General features: G+C 70.4%; 15 protein-coding genes. 11 read left to right on the top strand and 4 right to left on the bottom strand.

The features are described from left to right. Positions 1-276 precede the first annotated feature (276 nt). From ABZU75_RS08045 to ABZU75_RS08095, 11 genes are all read left to right on the top strand, one after another. The gene (locus ABZU75_RS08045; RefSeq protein WP_355550731.1) at positions 277-966 is read left to right on the top strand and encodes a hypothetical protein; all 690 of its coding nucleotides are present in this window, start codon (positions 277-279) and stop codon (positions 964-966) included. A 451-nt stretch (positions 967-1,417) separates the two neighbouring features. Continuing rightward, on the top strand, positions 1,418-2,449 hold the full coding sequence (locus ABZU75_RS08050; protein ID WP_355550733.1) for a conjugal transfer protein: 1,032 nt from the start codon (positions 1,418-1,420) through the stop codon (positions 2,447-2,449). A 151-nt stretch (positions 2,450-2,600) separates the two neighbouring features. Further along, on the top strand, positions 2,601-2,876 hold the full coding sequence (locus tag ABZU75_RS08055; RefSeq protein ID WP_037970213.1) for a hypothetical protein: 276 nt from the start codon (positions 2,601-2,603) through the stop codon (positions 2,874-2,876). Positions 2,877-2,923: 47 nt separating this feature from the next. Next, positions 2,924-5,335 (top strand): TcpE family conjugal transfer membrane protein, encoded by a 2,412-nt coding sequence (locus ABZU75_RS08060; protein ID WP_355550736.1) that lies wholly within the window; start codon positions 2,924-2,926, stop codon positions 5,333-5,335. A 106-nt stretch (positions 5,336-5,441) separates the two neighbouring features. Further along, positions 5,442-7,934 (top strand): ATP-binding protein, encoded by a 2,493-nt coding sequence (locus ABZU75_RS08065; RefSeq protein WP_355550738.1) that lies wholly within the window; start codon positions 5,442-5,444, stop codon positions 7,932-7,934. Continuing rightward, positions 7,931-10,246, top strand: coding sequence for a type IV secretion system protein (locus ABZU75_RS08070; RefSeq protein ID WP_355550740.1), 2,316 nt, complete (start codon positions 7,931-7,933; stop codon positions 10,244-10,246). Before ABZU75_RS08065 ends, ABZU75_RS08070 begins: the two co-directional genes overlap by 4 nt. Before the next feature lie 2 nt (positions 10,247-10,248). Next, positions 10,249-10,917, top strand: a complete 669-nt coding sequence (locus ABZU75_RS08075) for a hypothetical protein (RefSeq protein WP_355550742.1) — start codon at positions 10,249-10,251, stop codon at positions 10,915-10,917. A 13-nt stretch (positions 10,918-10,930) separates the two neighbouring features. Beyond that, positions 10,931-12,028, top strand: a complete 1,098-nt coding sequence (locus tag ABZU75_RS08080) for a bifunctional lytic transglycosylase/C40 family peptidase (protein ID WP_355550744.1) — start codon at positions 10,931-10,933, stop codon at positions 12,026-12,028. A gap of 177 nt (positions 12,029-12,205) precedes the next feature. Next, entirely contained in the window at positions 12,206-12,604 is a 399-nt protein-coding gene (locus ABZU75_RS08085; protein ID WP_350921668.1) for a (deoxy)nucleoside triphosphate pyrophosphohydrolase, read from the top strand. 77 nt (positions 12,605-12,681) lie between these two features. Further along, the gene (locus ABZU75_RS08090) at positions 12,682-14,820 is read left to right on the top strand and encodes a hypothetical protein (RefSeq protein WP_355550747.1); all 2,139 of its coding nucleotides are present in this window, start codon (positions 12,682-12,684) and stop codon (positions 14,818-14,820) included. A 117-nt stretch (positions 14,821-14,937) separates the two neighbouring features. Then, the gene (locus tag ABZU75_RS08095; RefSeq protein ID WP_355550749.1) at positions 14,938-16,443 is read left to right on the top strand and encodes a hypothetical protein; all 1,506 of its coding nucleotides are present in this window, start codon (positions 14,938-14,940) and stop codon (positions 16,441-16,443) included. A 128-nt stretch (positions 16,444-16,571) separates the two neighbouring features. On the opposite strand, the gene ABZU75_RS08100 is transcribed toward ABZU75_RS08095, so the two are convergent. From ABZU75_RS08100 to ABZU75_RS08115, 4 genes are read right to left on the bottom strand one after another with little or no spacing between them, the layout of a single operon-like run. Then, positions 16,572-16,934, bottom strand: coding sequence for a hypothetical protein (locus ABZU75_RS08100; RefSeq protein WP_355550751.1), 363 nt, complete (start codon positions 16,932-16,934; stop codon positions 16,572-16,574). 49 nt (positions 16,935-16,983) lie between these two features. After that, positions 16,984-17,745 carry a succinate dehydrogenase/fumarate reductase iron-sulfur subunit gene (locus ABZU75_RS08105; RefSeq protein WP_350921675.1) on the bottom strand — a complete coding sequence of 254 codons (762 nt, stop codon included), beginning with the start codon at positions 17,743-17,745 and terminating at the stop codon, positions 16,984-16,986. Between the two features lie 2 nt (positions 17,746-17,747). Then, positions 17,748-19,640, bottom strand: a complete 1,893-nt coding sequence (locus tag ABZU75_RS08110; RefSeq protein ID WP_355550754.1) for a fumarate reductase/succinate dehydrogenase flavoprotein subunit — start codon at positions 19,638-19,640, stop codon at positions 17,748-17,750. Positions 19,641-19,649: 9 nt separating this feature from the next. Then, positions 19,650-20,435, bottom strand: a complete 786-nt coding sequence (locus ABZU75_RS08115; protein WP_355550756.1) for a hypothetical protein — start codon at positions 20,433-20,435, stop codon at positions 19,650-19,652. Positions 20,436-20,730: the final 295 nt, after the last annotated feature.

Raw genomic sequence — 20,730 nt, forward strand, 5'->3', positions numbered from 1 at the left:
GCGCCCAGAGTGATGCGTTCGCCGCCGGACTCGACGAGATGCTCTCCGGTTTCCGGGCTCGGGACGAGTCAGGTGGCGCTCTTCGGCGGGCAGGCGATCTGTACGCCGGCCACCGCTCTTCTTCTCGGGCCGCCCGGCCGATCATCTAAGAGCTCCACTCCAAAAAGAGAGCACTGCTCTTGACATCGCTGCTCATATAAAAGAGCATTGCTCTCGAATTAGGGCACCGTTCTGATCGGGTCGAGTGCCTCTCCCACCTGTGATTCGGAGAACCTCGTGAACACCGGCAGTTTCTCTCCTCTGACCGGCCGGGCACGGCTGAGCGCCCTGTCCTTCGCGATGGCCGGCGCGCTCTTCCTGCTGTATCCGGTGGTTCGGCCGTACGCCGACGAGACGACGCTGCGCGGTGCGGAGGCGATGGCGTCCGGCGCCTGGATCGCGGCGCACCTGTTCGCGGTGGGCGGTTTCATCCTCCTCACCCTGGGCCTGCTGGGCCTGCGCACCGTGCTGAGGGACCGGCTCGCCTCGGGCGCGGTCGTGGTGACCTGGATAGGGGTGGGGCTCACCCTGCCGTACTACGGAGCCGAGGTCTTCGGGCTGAACGCCCTCGCGCAGCGAGCCCTGCAGGAGCAGGATCCCGGGCTACTGGAACTGGCCGAGGTGATCCGTCTTGGGGTGGTCTCGGGCGCCATGTTCATCGCCGGGCTCCTGCTGCTGGCAGCCGGTTCGATCCTGGCCGCCGCCGCCGTCTGGCGGTCCGGCACCCTGCCCCGGTGGAGCGGGGTCCCGCTCGCTCTCGGTTTCGCCCTCTTCATCCCGCAGTTCTTCGGCACCCCGGCACTCAGGATCGCGCACGGCGCGCTGATCGCGGCGGGGGCTCTCTGGCCGGCGGTGTCCCTGTGGCGTACGGCCTCGGTGACCACCTCGGAAGAGCACGAGATCGCGCGGGCCGGGTCCCTTCGCTGATCGAAGCCGGTCCGCGGAACCGATGGCGCGCGTACGGGCCGGCCTCATCGGACCAGGCGTCGCCGTCTCTGTCGGGTAGGCAGGGCGTCGAAGGCGGGCGAGGGGCCGCGAGGGTGGGCTATTCCGGGGGGTGTGACACTGGGTGACGCATTTCGTGTTAAATGCGCAGGTCGCGACAGTCCGGGGACCGTCTAGTTAGCAATGCGTGGCGTTTGAGTAATCGACCCATGCGCTGGCCAGGGGTAATGCGCTTTTCATTGGGCATCGGCGGCATCGCCGGTCTCGCCGGGGTTCCAGACCGGGTTTGCTCAGTCATCACGATGCCTGCAGCATAGGCGTGGCTTTCCTGGAAGAATCGGCGGGGCGGCTAGAGTAAGTGCGTCACCATGGCCAACGGGATCGGCGGCGATACGACACCGTGCGGCCGAGGATTGACGCGAGCGGAGGCGTGATGGCTCGAAGGTCGACGGTCCAGCGTGATCCCCGGATCGCTGGCGACCCTGAGCTGTCGGCATACCCGGACTTCCCCGACGACCCCGATCTCGGACGCGCCCCGGCGCGCGGGCGGGGCACGTCGCGTGGCCGCTGGTCCGGTGGAGGCGGTCGCTGGCTGGTGTGGACCGGCCGCGCCGTGCTCTGGGCGCTGATAGTCGTCATCGTGGTGAACGGGGTCCGCGCGCCCTTCGAGCGCTTCACCCAGCAGAACGCCCCCTCGGGCGCGGCACCCGCCTCCGACAACGGGTTCCCCGCCGCCCAGGGGTCCGCCTTCGCGACCCAGTTCGCCGAGGTCTACCTGAACTTCGACGGGGCCCGTCTTGAGGAGAGAAGGTCGCGGCTCGCCCCCTACCTGCCCGAAGGCACGGAGCCGCAGTTCGGCTGGGACGGTTTCGGCCGGATGAGCGCCGGCGCGGTGGAGCCGTACGGGATCGAGGTCGTGGACGCGGACAACGCGGTCGTCACCGTCCTCTACCAGTCGGACAACCGCCGCCAGCTCCTGTCGGTGCCCGTCTACCACGACCGGTCCACGAAGAGGTTCGTCGTCGCGGGGCGTCCGGGCATCCTGCCGGCGCCGAAGGCGGCCAACCTGCCGCCCAAGGCCGCACCCGAGCGTGACCGCGCCGCGGAGCAGGAACTGCGCACCCCGCTGGAAGACTTCTTCAAGGCCTACGCGGCGAGCGACACCGCCTCGCTGCAGCGTTACGCCGACGCCGGGATCACCCTGGAGGGATTCGGCGGCGCGTTCACCTTCCTGCAGCTCAAAGAGCTCGCCGTGCCCCTTGGAGGGGGAGCCGCCCGCGAGGTGACCGCGACGGTCCTGTGGGGGGTGCCGTCAAAGGCGAGGCAGTCCACCGACCCGGAACCCGCGGATCCCGGCCAGATGGAAGGCAAGCTCGAGCAGGCCTATCTGCTCACCGTGGTCAAGCAAGGCGACAAGTGGTTCGTCAAGGACATTCGCGGTGCGTATCGATCTGTGGCGAGGTAACGCATGATCGAATGGTGCCGATCCACGGTGAGCAGACCCCCCCTGATCGATGAGCCGCCGGTTCGGGTTCGCGCGCGAGTGCGTCGCGGACCCGTCGCCGCCCGGGGGCCGCGATCGTGAGTACGGAGGACAAGAAGTGATTCTCAAGACCATGCTGCTGAGCGCCATGGAGTTCGCTCAGCCCACAGCCCCTCCGGCAGGCGTCAACACAGAAGGCCTCGCTGACTTCCTCCGCAGTTTCTTCGCACCGCTCTTCCTCGTCATCGTCTCGGTGGTGGCCCTCTTCTTCCTCTTCACCCGTGAGATCACCAGATTCGTTCAGTTCATCATCCTGGCGATCGCCATCGGAGTGATCTTCTACGTGCCGAACATCATCGAGGTGACTGCCAAGGCGATCGCGGGCGCACTGGGCATCTCGGGGGGTTGAGACCGCCTCCAAACGGTCAAACAAGGAGAGGCGGAGAGGAGGATCACGTGGATCTGCCCACGTACACCAATATCTGGAGGATTGAGAAGCGGCTCTACAAGCTGTACGACCTACGGCTGCCGACGCCGCTCCCGATCGTCTGGATCGGTGGGTTCGTGGGAGTGCTGGCCCCGTGGTCGCTCCTGCTCTACCTGCTCGGCCTGCCCTTCGCGGCCCCCTGGCACGTGCTCTACCTGGTGCCGCCCGGTGTCGTCACCTGGCTCTCCACCCGGCCGGTGATCGAGAGCAAGCGGCTCACCGAGCTGCTCCAGTCGCAGATGCGTTACATGGGCGAGCCGCGCACCTGGTGCCGGATGGCTCCCATCTCCGAGCCCGCCGAGGTCGCGCTGAACGGCCGGGTCTGGCGGGCCGCGCCGCAGCCCGCCTCGGTCCGGGTCAAGGCGTCGCGCAAGGCCCGCCACGCCCAGTCCAAGCGCGCCGCCGCACGCTCGCGCGAGGTGCGTCCAGCCGTGGCCGCCGCGGCGGCGGCCGCCGCCACTGCCCCGGTCGCCCGCGAGCGCGTCGCCTGGGGCGAGGCCCGCGCACTCCGTCAGGGCACCGCCCCGGCCCTCGCCCAGAGCGAGGCCGCCCGGCCGACCCCGGTCGCCGTCCCCGTCCTGTCCGCGGTGCCCCGCGCCTCGCTGCCCGTCGTGCCCCCGGAGCCGGCTCCCGCCGAGACCGTCACCTCCCTGCCGGATACGCCGGTCCCGGGCCCGTCCTCGCGGCCGACCGCCGACGGCTCCGCCGGCCGGCCCAAGGTCCAGCAGGACCGTCCTCCCGTACGGGAGGACGCCGAGGACACTCCGGCGACGCCCGACACGCCGGACACCCCCGAGGCTCCGGCCGCTCCGATCAGCACCGAGGCGCTGCGGCGGCTGCGCAGGCTCGCCGCCTCCGCCGAGGCCCAGCGCGCCGCCGCGCAACCCGCCCCGTCCGCGCAGCAGCCCGCCCCGTCCGAGCCCGAGGCGTCTCCGGAGATCTCCGTGCCCGCCTCGCGCTCTCCCGTCCGGGAGCGTCCCGAGGCCCCGGCCGTGCCGCCGCCCTCGCCCTCGGCTCCGGAGCCGGCCCGGGGGGAGACACCCGCCAAGGGCCGTACGGTGCCCGCCGAGAGGCCGGCCGTCGTGCCCGACCCCGTGGAGAAGCCCTCCACCCCGACCGTTCCGTCCTTCGTGCCCAGGTTCGTCGGACCGGCGCCGGCAGGACGCCGTGACGCTGAGGCGGCCGAACTCTCGCCGGACGACAGGAGCGCCCGGCGCCAGCACCGCAGGGGGCGGCCCACGCCGATCGGCCGGGCAGCCGACACCGCGAAGGCATGGCCACCCGAGCGGCCCGCCGGGACGCAGGCGGGTCCCGGCATCCCGGGGGACACCGGCGTCCAGACAGGTGCCGGCATGTCGATCCGCGCGGTCCCCTCGGGAGCGGCGAAGGCCGATCCGGTGGCCCCCGTGGTGCCGGTGCCCACCTCCTCGGCCGGCGAGGCGGGGGCCAGGGTCCGCCGGGTGGAGTCGGTGGTCGGCCGGGACTCCTCGGGCGGCTGGCGGCGGCTGGCCCAGGTGGTGATCGGGCCCGGGGGCGGCCGTACGGACGGCTCGGAGATCGACGAGGCGCGGGCCAGGGCGGTGTTCAGCGGCAGCCGCCGGGTGGTGGTGCTGGGATGCACCGGCGGTGCCGGGCAGACCACGACCGCGCTCATGCTCGGCCACACCCTCGCCCGCTACCGGGAGGACCGGATTCTCGCGGTCGACGCCAGCACCGGCTCGCACGCCCTGTCCAGCCGGATCCAGGGCGAGTCGCCCGAGACCCTGAGCTCCCTGCTCGCCGGCCTCGACAACGTCCAGGGATACCTGGGCATGCGTGCCTACACCAGCCGTTGTGCCTCGGGGCTGGAGGTTCTCGCCGGGGACACCGACGCCGGTGCCGAGCAGCGCCTGTCCGACCGCACGCTCTTCTCCGACCGGCGGCTCGGCCAGACGATGGACACGCTCGACCGGTACTACAAGATGATCGTCATGGACCCGGCGGCGGCCCTGGCCGCGCGGGTGCTCCCCTACGCGGACCAGCTCGTCCTCGTCGTCCCGGCCAGTGAGGACGGGCCCGACGCGGTGGCCATGACCTACGAGTGGCTCGACGGGCACGGCTGCGCCGACCTCCGTCGCCGGGCGGTCATGGTGGTCAACGGGGTGAGCCGCCGCAGCATGGAGGACGTGGAGCAGGCGGAGGCGGTCGCGCGGGGCAGGTGCCGGGCGATCGTCAGGGTCCCCTGGGAGGACGCGCTGGCTCCCGGCAGGGCCGATCGGGTGGAACCGTCCCACCTGAGGGCGCCGGGCCGCCGGGCGTACCTGGCCCTGGCGGGTGTCGTGGTGGCGGGCTTCGGAACGGTGCAGGCGGGTCGACCCAGCGAGGAGGAACTAGCTCAGTGATCCCCCGGGCGCGAGAAGACGTGGTGAACGGGCGTGACGAGGTGCGGGTGAGCGGGCGGGCCGGAGGCCGTGCAGGCAGGGCCGTACGACCGGTGGGTGAGGGCCTGTGAGTCGTGCGTCCCGAGCGCGCAGCCGCCTCGCCGTCCGGTACTTCGACGACCGGATCCTGCTGACCGACTCGTCGGTCTGGGCCTATTTCAGGCTTCCCACCGTGAGCTACGAGTTCATCACTCCCGAGGAGCGGGAGGCGCTGGCCACCAACATCACGATCGCGCTGGCCGCCATCCGGATGCCGGACGCCGAGGTGCACCTGCGGGTGGCGCACCGCACCTACCCGGCCGCCGAATGGGCGATGGCGCTGAACGCCACCTCCGACGAGGGCCCCGGCTGGCGTGACTACCTGGAGGACATGTACCGGCACGTCTGGGCCAAGGACTTCTGGACCAAGGAGGTCTACCTCGGCGTGCGGCTCGGCACGCGCGGCAGGCAACTGGGCACCGGGGTCCTCTCCCAGCTCTTCGGCTTCTACCAGCGCAGCGAGAAGGCCCTGGGCATCGAGGACGACCACGTCCCCAAGGCGGAGATCGCCAAGTGGTCCGAGCAGGCGGAGCGGCTGGGCAGGGCGCTGTCGGCCAGCGCCCTGTACGCCAGGCACGCCAGCTCCGTCGAGCTCGCCTGGCTGTTCCAGCACGCCACGACCGGCTCCCTCGGCGACCCTCCGGCCTCGGCCAGCCCCAAACGGCGGTGGGGGCAGGGGGAGATCGAGTCCCTGGTCGAGGGGCAGATCCACAACGGCAGGGCGCTGCTCCGGATCGAGCAGCCGCACGGTGACTCCTACGTGGCGCACATGTCCTTCGCCCGTTTCCCCGACCTGATGCCCTTCCCCGACGGCGAGCCCTGGATGCACTTCGCCGACCAGTTGCCCTTCCCGGTGGAGATCAGTTCGAGGATGCGGCTGATCCCGCCGGTCAAGGCGAGCAAGGACGTGGCGCGCCAGCTCGCCCACGCCCGTGACATGGACATCCACATCCGCGAGGCCGGGGCGGAGGCGCCGCTGGCCCTGGCCGAGCAGATCGACGCGGCCCGGATGCTGGAGCACGGCATCACCAAGGAGCGTCTGCCGTTCGTGTACGGCTGGCACCGGCTGATCGTGTCGGCCCCGACCGAGGAGATCTGCGTGCAGCGGGTCGAGGCGGTCGTGGAGCACTACCGCGACATGGGCATCGACATCGTCAACTCCACCGGCGACCAGTTCTCGCTGTTCTGCGAGACGCTGCCGGGCGAGCGGGTCAGGGTCAACGCCTACGCGCAGCGGCAGCCGCTGCGCACCATCGCCGGCGGCATGGCCACCGCCACCGTCGACCTGGGCGACCGGACGGACGAGGGTGGCTCGGGCTGGATGGGGCCGTACGTAGGGGAGACCCTGGGCCGGGCGCGCAGCATCGTGCACTTCGACCCGCTGGTGGCGGCGACGCGCAACCGGCCCACGGCCATCGCCATCACCGGCGAACCCGGCGGTGGCAAGACCACGCTGGCGCTGTTGATGATCTACCAGATGGCGCTGCGCGGGGTGACGGTCGCGGTCATCGACCCCAAGGGCGACGCCGACTCGCTGGTCCAGCTGCTGCGGAAGCGGGGCAGGAAGGCGCGGATCATCCCGCTCGGCTCCGCGGCACCGGGCCTGCTCGACCCGTTCTCCTTCGGCGACGACCTCGCGGCCAAGAAGACGATGGCCACCGAGACCCTGCGCCTGCTGCTGCCGCGGATGTCGGAGGAGCGTGAGTCGGCGATGATCCAGGCGGTCGCCGCGGTCTCCAACGCCGAGGACCCGTCGCTGGGCAAGGTGGTCGACTTCCTGGAGCAGACGGACGACGCCGCCTCCAAGAACCTGGGCGCGGTGCTCCGCTCCATGTCCGACATGCATCTGGCCAGGCTCTGCTTCGATCCCTCGGGCGGCGACCAGATCGACACCGAGGGCTGGACCACCGTCTTCACCCTGGGCGGTCTGACGCTGCCCGACGCCTCCACCGGCCGCGACGACTACTCCTACGAGCAGCGGCTGTCGGTGGCGCTGCTCTACCTCGTCGCGCAGTTCGCGCGGGGTCTGATGAACGGCCTGGACCGGCGGACCCCCAAGGCGATCTTCCTGGACGAGGCATGGGCGATCACCTCCACTCCCGAGGGCGCCAAGCTGGTGCCCGAGGTCAGCAGGATGGGCCGCTCCCGCAACACGGCGCTGGTGCTGGTCTCGCAGAACGCCGGTGACCTGCTGAGCGAGCAGGTGACGAACTGCCTCTCCTCGGTGTTCGCGTTCCGCTCCACCGAACGGGTCGAGGTGGAGCACGTGATGGCGCTGCTCGGCGTCGAGGCGTCCGAGGAACACAAGGCGGTGCTGCGCTCGCTCGGTAACGGTGAGTGCGTCTTCCGGGATCTGGACGGCCGAGCAGGCCGTATCGGGGTGGACCTGATCTCGGATGAGCTGCTGCGCTGGCTGGATACGAACCCTACCCACGACAAACCCGACGAGAAAGTGCATGATCTTCCTGGGGGCGACAGAGTCGGTGGGCCGGGGGCTGCGGCGCTGGAGGTGCGGTCATGAAGGGCTCTCGCAAGAGGGGTTCCCGCAGGGGAAGGCTGGGCAGGCGGATCGCCATCGGGCTGGTGGCACTGGCCGCGTTCCTCGCGTTGCCAATGGTGTTCCCCGACGACGCGTCCACGGCCGTCGCAGCCGCTCCCTGCGACATGTCGCCCGACCTGTCCCCCGACATCGTCGCGGGAGGTGTGGACGGCCTGATCAAGCCGCCGGTCCCCGACTCCGCGCAGCCGGGTGCCCAGGCGGAGGTCCCCGCGGTTCAGGGCAACTACGCGACCTACGGCATGAGCGGCCAGTTCTGGCACACCCACCAGCTCGGCTGTGACGACATCGCGGCGGTGATGGGCAACGCGATGGCCAACACGGTCTTCCTGTGGGCCAAGGCGCTGGACCGGCTGACCATCACGACCTACCAGGCGGCCGCCACCGAGGGGCCGCTGGAGTCGATCAAGAACGTCGTCGACGACATCGTGGTCCGCCTGGCCGACGCCATGTACTGGCCGTACCTGCGGCCGCTGGTGATCCTCGGTGCCATCTGGCTGGCCTGGTACGGGCTGATCCGCAAGCGCGCCACCACCACCGCCGAGGGCGTCATCTGGATGGTCCTCGCGGTCACCGTGGCCGTCTGGTTCTTCAGCCGCCCCGGAGACCTCACGGGGCTGGGCAAGATCGTCACCGACAAGACCGGCGAGGTGGTCAACTCCGCCTTCTCCGGACTGCCCGGCGCGGGCGGCACCTCCTGCCTGCCGGCCAAGGGCGAGGCCAATCCGCAGGTCCAGGGCGGCGGATACGGTCAGAGCGGCGTGCCAGGAGTCGAGCAGAACTCCGACGCGCTCTGGTCCACCCTGGTCTGCAAGCCGTGGCTGATGGGCCAGTTCGGCACGGCCGACGCCGACGCCCCCGTCATCAAGGCGTTCGGCGCCAAACTGCTGGAGATCCAGACGATCGACGCGGCCGAGATGAAGGCGCAGCAGGCGCCCGAAGCGGGCTTTCACCAGGCACGATACGAGACAGAGGTCGCCGACAAGCTGCAGAACACGCCGATCTTCCCCCTTTTCCAGGGCAAGGACTGGACGAACCGGCTGGGGGTCGCGATCGGCGCCTTCATGGCCGCGGTGGTCGCGGGGCTGCTGATCTTCCTGGTGGCGGTCTCGCTGCTGGTGCTCAAGGTCGGGTTCCTGCTGCTGCTGATCCTCGCGCCGGTCTTCCTGCTGATCGGCGTCCATCCGGGATCCGGGCGGATCATCGCCATGCGCTGGGTGGAGATGCTGATCGGCACATTGCTCAGACAGGCGGTGCTGGCCCTCGTCCTGGGCGTGCTCGTGTACGGCTACGCGCTGATCATCTCCACCGCGATGCCGTGGGGCATGCAGGTCATGTTCATGGCGATCCTGACGATCGCCGTGTTCTTCTACCGGCGGCCCTTCCAGCACCTGTTCGCCTCCATGGACGGGCACACGCTCACCACCAGGATGCTCGGCGACGCGGCCACCGCGCCGACCCTGCAGCGGGCCGCGTCCGCGCTGCCGCCGGTCGCGGCGGCCAGGGTGGGCCGCTGGGGCATGCGCAAGGCGGAGCCGATGCTCCAGGCGGCCGCGATGGCCGGCGGAGCCTCCGTCGGCGCGGCGGCCGCCGCCACGGTCGCCCAGGGCAGGGGACGCGGCGAGGACGGCGCCACGCCGGCCACCCCGTCGGGCACCCGGGTCCCGGTCGGCGCGCAACCGGCGCCGCTCGACACCGACTCCCAGGCGGCAGGGCGGCGCAAGGGCACCGGCCGCCCGGTCACCGCGGCCCGCCCGGGCGCGGCGCCACCGCTCAACCTCTCCGGTGCCGGTACGGGCGGCGGCGCGCCCCCCACCCGGTCCGGAGGTTCCGCGGGACCTGGTGGGGGGCGCGGCTCCGGCGGCTGGTTCGGCGGCTCGTCGGGAGGCTGGGCGCCGCAAGGCGGCTCCTCGGGCAACGGGGGGTCCTCGGCGGGCAGGTCGTCCGGCCCCTCGGCGGTCAGGCCCGCCGCGCCATCCTCGGGTGGCGGCGGCCGGTCGGGCGGCGGCATCTTCGGCGGCTCCTCGCGAGGCGGCTCCGGCTCGGGGTCGCGTAACGGCGGCTCCTCGGGGTCGAAGGGCTCGGGCGGTTCGAGGTCGGGCGAGAGCATCTTCGGCGGCTCGCGGAGTTCCTCCGGCGGTTCGCGGAACCGGGACGCCGGGGGCAGGTCGTCCGAGGCGCCACCGCTCTGGATCACCAGGCGAGCGGAGCGCGGTGGTGATGCCGGTGAGCCGCCACCGTTCTGGCTCCGCCCGTCCAACCCGGACAGGGACTGACGTTGACCGAGGGAGGCAACCGGCGGGGAGCCGTCTTCGCGGTGCTGGTCGCGGTGCTCGCGGCGGTCGGCGTCTACCTGACCATGTGGCCGGAGAGCGGCGGCGGGGTGGAGAACCCGACAGAGCCCGCGGGTGCCACCCGTACCGTGGCATCGGGACAGGAGCCGGTCGCGGAGCCGACGCGCCCGGAGGCGACGGCCAGCAACGCGCCCTTCGACGTCTACTCCTACCTGCCGATGACCAAGCAGGAGCTGGCGGCCGCCGCCGACTACGCGCAGCGCTTCACCGCCGAGTACGGCACGTTCAGCTACGACGAGGACCCGGCAGTCTACGGCGACCGCCTCAAGGGTTACACCACGGCTGAGTTCTCCGGGGTGCTGCTGCGCACGGTCACCTCGCCGGGCACCGTCGAGGCGAACAAGGCCGACGAGGTCGTCTCGGTCGGCGCGGCACGGGTGAAGGAGATCCGGCAGATCAACAGCGCCTCGGTGGTGTTCGTGGTCGTCGGCACCCAGAACGTCACGGCCAAGAGCGGGGTGAACGAGAGGACCGCGGAGTACGCCGTCACGCTCATCCAGGTCGGTGCCGAATGGCGTGTCCACGACCTCCAGCCGGCGGATTCCGGCCAGGAGGGAGACGAACAGCCTTCCGAGACCGGCGCGGCCGGATGAACGGCGGAACCTCATGAGGGAGAACAGACACCTCCGCCTCGCGCTGATCCTCGGAGTCGCCGGACTCTGCATGATCACGCTGATCATGGCGCCGATGATGATGATCAGCGGTTTTCCCTCGTTCCCCTCCATCACCGGGCAGGCGCAACCCGACTGCGGGAAGAACGTCCAGACGGTGGGCGACGAGTCGGAGACCGCGACGTCCGACATCCCCGAGGAGTATCTGAAGCTCTATCGCGAGCACGGGCAGAAGGTCGGCGTGCAGTGGAACGTGCTCGCCGGGGTCGGCAAGCGCGAGACCGACCACGGCCGCTCCACGCTCCCCGGCGTGCGCAGCGGCGTCAACTACGCGGGCGCCGCCGGGCCGATGCAGTTTCTCATCAGCACCTGGGGCGGCAAGGCCAAGATCAAGATCCCGTCCACGTTCAACGGCTACGCCTCCGACGGCGACGGAGACGGCTGGGCCGACGTGTACAACCCGGCTGACGCCATCCTAGGCGCGGCGAAGATGCTGAAGCGGAACGGCGCGCCGGAGAACGTACGGCGTTCGTTGTTCGTCTACAACCGTGCCTGGTGGTACGTCGACCAGGTCATGGAGATCGCCAAGAAGTACGCCAAGGACGGCGAGGTCACCACCCCGCCCGAGACGGACGACAGCTGCGACGAACCCATGCTGGAGGCGGCGCCGACAGGCACGGTGGCCGCGATCCTGCAGTACGCGCTGGCCCAGCGCGGCAAGCCCTACATCTGGGGCGGCACCGGGCCCGCCGGCTACGACTGCTCGGGGATCATCTACATGGCCTACCGGAGCGTGGGCCTGACCATCCCGCGGACCACGTTCGGCCAGTGGCCGTTCGGCGTGAAGGTCTCTGCGGGGCAGGAGCAGGCGGGTGATCTCGTCTTCTTCAACGCGGGTCCCGGCACCGGTCCCGACCGTCCCGGGCATGTGGGCCTGGTGGTGTCGCCGGGCAAGATGGTCGAGGCGAGATGCCGGCTCTGCGGGCCGATCAAGGTCACCACCTACCGGGAACGCACCGGGATCGTGGGGTTCACCCGGCCGCTGCAACACCCCCAGATCCTGGAGCAACTCAAGTTGAGGGAGCAGGGCTGACAGAATCGGGGCGTCACGTTTGGAAAAGGGGACGGCCTGGCCTACCCGGCAGGTGAATCGCTTCCTGTTACGGTTCCTGTGTTCCAAGCGGTCAGGGCTTGACCATCGCCCAACTCGGCCGGGGAAAGCGAGCAGCCGCTTTTCTCGGGGAGCGGAGGAGTCACGGAAAAGGTCGTTGTGGGCGCCGCCATCGTCGACGGCCAGGGCAGGCTGCTCGCCGCCCAGCGCGCCGACCCTCCCGAGCTGGCCGGCGGCTGGGAGCTGCCGGGAGGCAAGGTCGACCCCGGCGAGGACGAGCACACGGCGCTGGTCAGGGAGTGCCAGGAGGAGCTCGGCGTACTGATCGAGGTGGGCGAGCGGGTCGGCGGCGACTGGGCGCTCGCCGGCGGCTACGTTCTGCGGGTCTGGTTCGCGGTGATCGCCGAGGGCAGGCCGGAGACCAGGGAGCACCTGGATCTGCGCTGGCTGGAGGTGGACGAGCTCTACGACGTGGCGTGGCTGCCCGCGGACCTTCCAATCGTGCGGGCGGTACAAGGTCGTCTCAACGATGGGCAAGGTCGGTTCAATAAGGATTGATCGACTCCGCACCGTGACATAACTGCTACTGGACGTGGCGATGTCGCGGGTCCGTACCCGGGGAACGGAGATATGCGGTGACCGTATGGTGGCGTGGTACTCGGATCGTGTCGGCGGTCGGCGCGGGGGTGCTCATCTTCGGCGGCGCCTCGGGGGTGTACGCCGCCCAGCCGGCCGAGTCGGCCGAGTCGCCCCTCGACCTGGCCGCCGCCCCCGGTACGTGGTCGCGGTGGAGCCGCACCGGCGAGGTGATCCGCTTCCGCATCCGCCTGCGAGGGCCGGGCACCGGCGCGCGGCTGGCGGTCGTGACGACCCCCGCCGATGCCCTCAGAAGCATCGAGTGCCCGGTGGCGACCAGGCCCGCGACACCGCTCCCCAAGGGGACGGCGGTCTGCTCGGTCGGTGACCTGCCCGCCGACGGCGGGCTCGTCGACGTGCTGCTCGCCGCGCCGCAGCGTCCCCGGGACATCACGCTGACCGCGATGGCCCGGATGCGCGGACCCGGTGGCGAGACGGTGCAGCAGGGTCAGGGCACGCTCAAGGGCTCGGATGTGGTGACCCGGCAGGTGCGGGGCACCATCGGGGGCACTGTCGAGGGCATCGTTGGGGGCACCGCCGGGGGCACCGCCGGGGGGCCGGACGCGGTGACGCGGCAGATCCGGGGCGCCGCGGGGAGCCCGGAGCCGGCCCACGCCCAGAGGGAGGTCAGGCAGACTCTGCCCGTCTCCGGTGCTCCGGAGATCTCCGGCCCTTCCAGGATTTATCTGGGAGATGCCGCCTCGGCCTGGCCCGCGGATCCGCACGCGGGCGTGGAGACGCTCGGTGGCGTCGACCTGGTCCTCAACGCTCCCCAGGCAGTCGGGGAGCGGGGCTGGGTTCCGAAGATCGCCCCCGACGCGTCGGAGGCGGAGAAGGTCGAGCAGCGCACGCTGGCGTTCCTTTTTGATGTTCTGGAAAGGCCGTCGGGCCCCGAGGTACCGCGATCGGTCGTGGCGGGTACGGGCGGCAGTTCCACTACGGGCATGGGCGGGAGCACGGCCGTGCCCTCGACCTCGGTGGCTCCCGCAGCCCCGGCTGCTCCCTCGGCCCCGGTGGCTCCCGAGGGCTCGGTTCAGCCGGGAACGCGGCTTCCCGCCGACGCCGCCATTCCGGGCGCCGCACCGGAGACGAGTGGCGGTGTGGCCGGCCATGGCCCGGCCGTCGCCGTACCGAAGCCGGTGAAAACACCTGAGGAACATCTCCTTCAGCGGCAGAACGGCAGGAACCATCCGGTCATGGGGTCTCACGCGGGACGCGAGGCGGCCGGGCGGAAGATGTCCGGGAAGCAGCGGGCGGCCTGCCGGTCCGGCGCGCGCCGCGAGGGGGCGGGCCGGCCGATGCCCGGGCCCGTGGGACCCGGCTATCCGGCAGGCGGCCAGACGATGATCGGCAAGCCCGGAGCGCGCCGCCCGGTGGTGGCGCCGATGGGGCCCGGTTATCCGGGGGCCGTCCAGTGGCCGGCCGGACAACTCATCCAGCCCGGTCAGGGCATGCCTGGCCGGCCGGCTAAGCCGGGACAGGGCATGCTCGTCCAGCCCGGCCAGGGTATGCCCGGTCAGCTCGGTCAGGGCATGCTCGTCCAGCCCGGTCAGCTCGGCGCGCAGCCGCAGGGGATGGGGCAGCCGATGCTTCCGGGCCATCCGGGGGCAGGCGGGCAGGGAAAGGCCGGCCGGCCCGGTGCGCCGCAACGGGAAGCGGGCGGGCCGGTCGGTCCCGGCTACCCGGGGACGGGCTACCCGGGGACCGGCTACCCGGGGACCGGCTTCCCGGGAGCGGGACAGCAGGTGCCCATGGCGCAGCCGCCGGGCGGCCAGGCACCGATGGTGCCGCAGCAGGTACCGCCGCTGCCCATGGGGCAGGTGCCGGGCGTACCGTCGCAGGTGCCGCCGGCCTCCGCGGGGATGGCGGGGCCCGGTCTCGGAACCGGGCCCCAGCTCCAGTTGCCGCCGGCGGGATCCTTCCCAGCCGCCGCACAGGTCCCCGTACCGCAGGGTGCGCCCCTCCCGCAGGATCTCGACGGTCCGAACACCCAGGTCCAGGCGGTCGCCGAGTCAAGCCCGCTGCTGACCGGAGTACGGGGCCTACCAGCGGTGGGAGCAGCGGTGGGAGCACTCCTCGGCCTCCTCTGGCTGCAGCGGAGGATCCAGCGCCGCCGTCGTTCGCGACACGTTTTGTAAAAGGCGATTTACTGTTACTTTTGCCCAACTAGTATTTCTTTGACGTGTTCATGGTTGATTGCACGGAGGGCACCGGTGACGCGAGCACGGCTCAGGGCAGCTGTCTCCGCCGTTGTGATGTCTTTGGGGATCAGCGGCGCCTTCCTGGTCGCCGTGGCACCGCTCACCGGTTCCTCCGTGGCCGGCGCGACGGTCAGGACGATGGTCGCCGACCCGTCGTCCATCCCCGGATGTGACGTCGATCCGGCGGGGCCCTGTGAGGAACCCACGCCGATCGTCACGGTCACGGTCACCGAGGATCCCGGGGGCGGTGCTCCGGGGGAGACCCCGGTCCCGCAGAAGACCGTGACCACCACGGTGACCGTCCCGCCGACGACGAAGCCTCCGAAGACCACGGCCCCGCCGCCCCCGCAGGAGCCGGTCGCTCCGCCGGCTCAGGAGACCACGGCCCCGATCGCTCCGCCGGAGACCGAGACCAGCCCTTCGGCGTCCGAGGAGGCGGAGGTCCAGTTCCCGGCCAGCACCCCGTCGGACACGCTTCCCTCCGCCACGCCCACCCCCCAGGAGAGCGCCACGTTCGACGAGAACGCCCCCGGCTCCTCCGTGGCCGAGATCCGCAACGCGAACGCCGAGTTCGACGGGGCCACGCTGAGCCGCCAGCTCGGCATCCCGGCGCTGATCCTGGTGCTGCTGGTGCTGTTCGCCGTGCTGATCTTCGAGGGCAGGCTGCGCCGCCTGGCCCACGCCGCGGCCATCCGCCGGGCCGGTCCCCGGGGAATGGGTCCCCGCGTCGATTCGATGGACCCGATGGCCTATCACGGCGGTCCCGGCTACGCCGCCGGACCCGGTTTCGTTCCCGGCCCCTACCAGGGCGGCACGGCCTACGCGCCGATCATCAGCCTCGTCCCGATGCAGATGTACTCTCCGGTCTACCCGGAGGGTTACGCCCCCGGGCAGTACCCCTACGGCTACGAGCAGACGACGGCGTACATGCCCGCGCCCGGCTACGAGCAGCAGGCCACCGGCCACAGTGACCCGTACGGCCGGCAGACCGTCCAGGGGCAGGTGCCCTACGGCCCGGTGGGCCAGGACGGCTCGGCGGCCGCGTTCCACGGCACCCAGCCCTTCGGCCAGGAACCGCAGGATGATCGGAACCTGCCGGGCCGCCCCCAGGGCGATTTCCAGTCCTTCGGACCCGAGTCGCAGGGCGCTCCGGGTCAGGGTGGGCCGGACGAGCGTACCCAGCCCGGCCGGCCGGAGAACCTCGGCCCCGAGCCTCGCGAGGGGCGTTTCCCGCAGGGGCAGCCCGAGTTCCCCGGGGCGCCGTTCCCGCAGGAGCCTTCCCGAGGCGGCCCTGGCGGCCACGGGGGTCCCGTCGGCGGGGCTCACGGCAGTGGGGCTCACGGCAGTGGCGGCCCGCCGGTTCACGGTGGTCCCGGTGGCCCCGGCGGTGATCCGGCGACGCTGATCGGCCCCGGTGGTCCGGGAACCTACGGTGGCCCCGGTAATCGGCCGGACGCCGGCGAGCAGCCCCCCATGGGGCCGGCCCCGACGGCGGTCTACCCGCTCCCCGGTCAGGACGTCGGCAAGAAGAAGCGCGGTCTCTTCCGCCGCTCCACCTGACCCGTACCGGCCCGGCGGGTGGTGGAGGCGTTCCCAGCCTCTGGAACCGTCCTCGCCTCCGAGCACGCTGTTGCGCGCGGACTTGATGTGTGGATACGCGGAAGCGGCGGCCACCGCTATCACGTGTCTCATCCCTGCCGCAGTAGGTCGCCAATGGCCGCGATCCCGTGTCTGATCGCGTCCTCGTTGACGTCTCCGAAGCCGAACACGATCCCCGGCGAGCGGTATCGACCGAGCCCCTGCAGCCCGACGGAGCGCTGGGCCGCCGCGTCGACGATCTCCGCTTCGTCGGCTCCCTCGGGAAGCCGGGCGACGGCGTGGAAGCCCGCGGCGAGTCCCGCCAGCTCGTGGTCGGGGCGTGCTCGCCGATCGCTGCGACCAGTTCGCTGCGACCGCCGGTTCAGGCTGCCGAGTGCCGGGTTCAGCCGAGATACGACCAGAAGCCTCCAGCGGTGGAAGTGAACCGCGGGCTTGAAACGCTGGGGAAACACGGCGGCGCCGCCCGGGGAGAGTCCCGTGGGCGGCGCCGCCGTGCAGGGGTCAGCTCTTCGAGCCGGAACGCTTGAAGATCTTGTTGCCCAGCCAGACCAGCGGATCGTACTTCCGGTCGACGACGCGCTCCTTCATGGGAATCAGCGCGTTGTCAGTGATCTTGATGTGCTCGGGGCAGACCTCGGTGCAGCACTTGGTGATGTTGCAGTAGCCCAGGCCGTGCTCCTCCTGAGCGGAGTCCTTGCGGTCGGCCACGTCGTACGGGTGCATGTCCAGCTCGGCGATCCGCATCAGGAAGCGCGGACCGGCGAAGTCGGGCTTGTTCTCCTCGTGGTCACGGATGACGTGACAGACGTTGTTGCACATGAAGCACTCGATGCACTTGCGGAACTCCTGGGACCGCTCGACGTCGATCTGCTGCATGCGGTACTCGCCCGGCTTCACATCGGCCGGAGGAGTGAAGGACGGGATCTCCCTGGCCTTCTGGTAGTTGTACGAGACGTCCGTGACCAGGTCCTTGATCACCGGGAACGTCCGCATGGGCGTCACGGTGATCGTCTCCTCCTCGCTGAAGGTGGACATCCGGGTCATGCACCCGAGCTTCGGCCTGCCGTTGATCTCCATGGAGCACGAGCCGCACTTGCCGGCCTTGCAGTTCCAGCGGACGGCGAGGTCGGGGGCCTGGGTCGCCTGGAGCCTGTGGATGATGTCGAGAACGACCTCGCCCTCGTTCACCTCGACGGTGAAGTCCTCAAGCTTGCCCTCGCCGCCCTCGCCCCGCCAGACGCGGAACTTCGCCTTGTAACTCATGGTTACTCCTTGGCCAGCGCGTCAAAGGCAGCCAGCTCTTCCTCGGTGATGTACTTCTTCAGCTCGTCGCGGTCGAACAGCGTGATGAGGTCGTCCCGCATCGCGGTCTGGACCTGCTCCTCGACCGTGATGCCTGAGCCGTCCGGGGTGAGGGCACAGCGCAGGATCTTGGTCCGCCACTCGGCGGACATGACCGGGAAGTCGTCACGGGTGTGGCCGCCGCGGCTCTCCTCGCGCAGCAGCGCCGCCTTCGCCACGCACTCCGAGACCAGGAGCATGTTGCGCAGGTCGAGGGCGAGGTGCCAGCCCGGGTTGTAGATCCGGCTGCCGGCCGCGCCGACGTTCTGGGCCCGCTCCTTGAGCTTCTCCACCGCCTCCAGCGCCTCGGAGACCTCCTCGGACTTGCGGATGATGCCGACCAGCTCGTTCATCGTCCGCTGCAGCTCGTGGTGGACCTCGTACGGGTTCTCGCCCGAGCGCTCCAGCGGGGCCAGCGCCTCCGTGCTCGCCTTGGCCACGGCCTCCTCGGAGATCTTCGGCCGGGCGGCCAGGCCGTCCACGTACGAGGCCGCTCCCATGCCCGCGCGGCGGCCGAACACCAGCAGGTCCGACAGCGAGTTGCCGCCCAGCCGGTTGGAGCCGTGCATGCCGCCGGAGACCTCACCGGCCGCGAACAGGCCGGGTACGGCCGCCGCGCCGGTGTCGGCGTCGACCTCGACGCCGCCCATGATGTAGTGGCAGGTCGGGCCGACCTGCATGGCCTCCTTGGTGATGTCGACGTCGGCCAGTTCCTTGAACTGGTGGTGCATCGACGGCAGCCGCTTGATGATCTCGGCGGCCGGGAGGCGGGTGGAGACGTCGAGGTAGACGCCGCCCTGGGGCGATCCGCGTCCCGCCTTCACCTCGGAGTTGATGGCCCGCGCGACCTCGTCGCGGGGGAGCAGCTCCGGAGGGCGGCGGTTGTTGGCCTGGTCGGTGTACCAGCGGTCGCCCTCCTCCTCGGAGGTGGCGTACTTGTCCTTGAACACCTCGGGGATGTAGTCGAACATGAAGCGCTTGCCCTCGGAGTTCCTCAGCACCCCGCCGTCGCCGCGGACGGACTCGGTGACGAGGATGCCCCGGACCGAGGGCGGCCAGACCATCCCGGTGGGATGGAACTGGATGAACTCCATGTTGATCAGGTTCGCCCCGGCCAGCAGGGCCAGCGCGTGGCCGTCGCCGGTGTACTCCCACGAGTTGGACGTGACCACGTACGACTTGCCGATGCCGCCGGTGGCCAGCACGATCGCGGGGGCGTCGAACAGGATGAGCTTGCCGTTCTCCCGCCAGTAGCCGAAGGCGCCACAGATGGCGTCGCCGTCCTTGAGCAGGCGGGTCACCGTGCATTCCTGGAAGACCTTGATGTACGCCTCGGCGTCACCGTGGAGCTTCTCGTCCTCCTGCTGGAGCGCGACCACCCGCTGCTGCAGGGTGCGGATCAGCTCCAGGCCCGTGCGGTCGCCGACGTGGGCCAGCCGCGGGTACTCGTGCCCGCCGAAGTTACGCTGGCTGATCTTGCCGTCCTTGGTGCGGTCGAACAGCGCGCCCCACGCCTCCAGCTCCCAGACCCGGTCGGGCGCCTCCTTGGCGTGCAGTTCGGCCATCCTCCAGTTGTTGAGGAACTTGCCGCCCCGCATGGTGTCGCGGAAGTGCACCATCCAGTTGTCGTCGCTGTTGACGTTGCCCATGGCCGCGGCGGCGCCGCCCTCGGCCATGACCGTGTGCGCCTTGCCGAACAGGGACTTGCAGACGATCGCCGTACGCTTGCCCTGCTGGCGGGCCTCGATGGCCGCCCGCAGCCCCGCTCCGCCGGCGCCGATGACGACGACGTCGTATTCGTGACGCTCGATTTCCACTGGTGATCCTTATGCGAACGGGAAGGGAATGATGTTCTTGGCGACCAGTCGGACGTAGATGTCGGCGCCCATCACGCTGAACATGGAGATCAGTGCGAGCTCCTGGTGCTTGGCGTTGAGCTTGGAGACGATGCCCCAGGCCCGGTAGCGGACCGGGTGCTTGGAGAAGTGGTTCAGGCGCCCGGCCGTGATGTGCCGGCAGGAGTGGCACGACAGCGTGTACAGGTTGATGAGGATCGCGTTGACGATCAGGATCCACGTGCCCAGGCCGGTCGGCTTGGCGATCAGCGCCTTCACCGCGTCGTACGCCAGGATGAGGCCGATGACGATCGCCGCGTAGAAGAAGTAACGGTGAATGTTCTGAAGAATCAGAGGGAAGCGCGACTCACCAGTGTACTTCTTGTGCGGCTCGGCCACCCCGCACGCCGGGGGCGAGAGCCAGAACCCCCGGTAGTAGGCCTTGCGGTAGTAGTAGCAGGTGAAGCGGAACCCCGCGGGGAGGCCGAGGATCAGCAGTCCCGGGGGCAGGGCGTACCAGTCGCCGAACGGGGCGAGGCCGAACAGTCGCGCCTCCTCCGGGCAGCTCGTCGCGAGACAGGGCGACGCGAACGGCGCGTGATATGGGGACACGAAGTAGTTCGCGTCGAAGATCGCCCACGTGGCGTAGACGAGGAATGCCGTGAAGATGATGAATGTGACCAGTGGATAGCGCCACCACGGGTCGGTTCGCAGGGTGCGCTCCTTGATCTGCGCACGTTGCCTTCTGGCCGGGCTCTCGGCCGTTGTCTGGGTCATCGAGACCTCTCCACCTCCCGCGAACCCCGCTCGCCTTGGGGTCCGGGTCGTTTCAGTTGTGCCGCGCGCTGGGCCATGGTCGCGCCGGCTCACACGTGCGCGCGCATGTTGGTGGGGGATACGTTACGACGGAGCCCGGGGGTTAGGTGAGCGAGGTCACTGGTAATTTCACTAGCCAGGTGTGATTCCTGTCACGTTGGCGCGCGGAGGTGTCCTGCCTGCGACGTCTCAAGAGGTGGACGATCACAGGGAGGTCTCGGGGGGCGTGAAAACGGGCACGGGAATCCCGCCCGCG

It is taken from the genome of Streptosporangium sp. NPDC005286, assembly GCF_040607515.1.
Taxonomy (GTDB): Bacteria; Actinomycetota; Actinomycetes; order Streptosporangiales; family Streptosporangiaceae; genus Streptosporangium.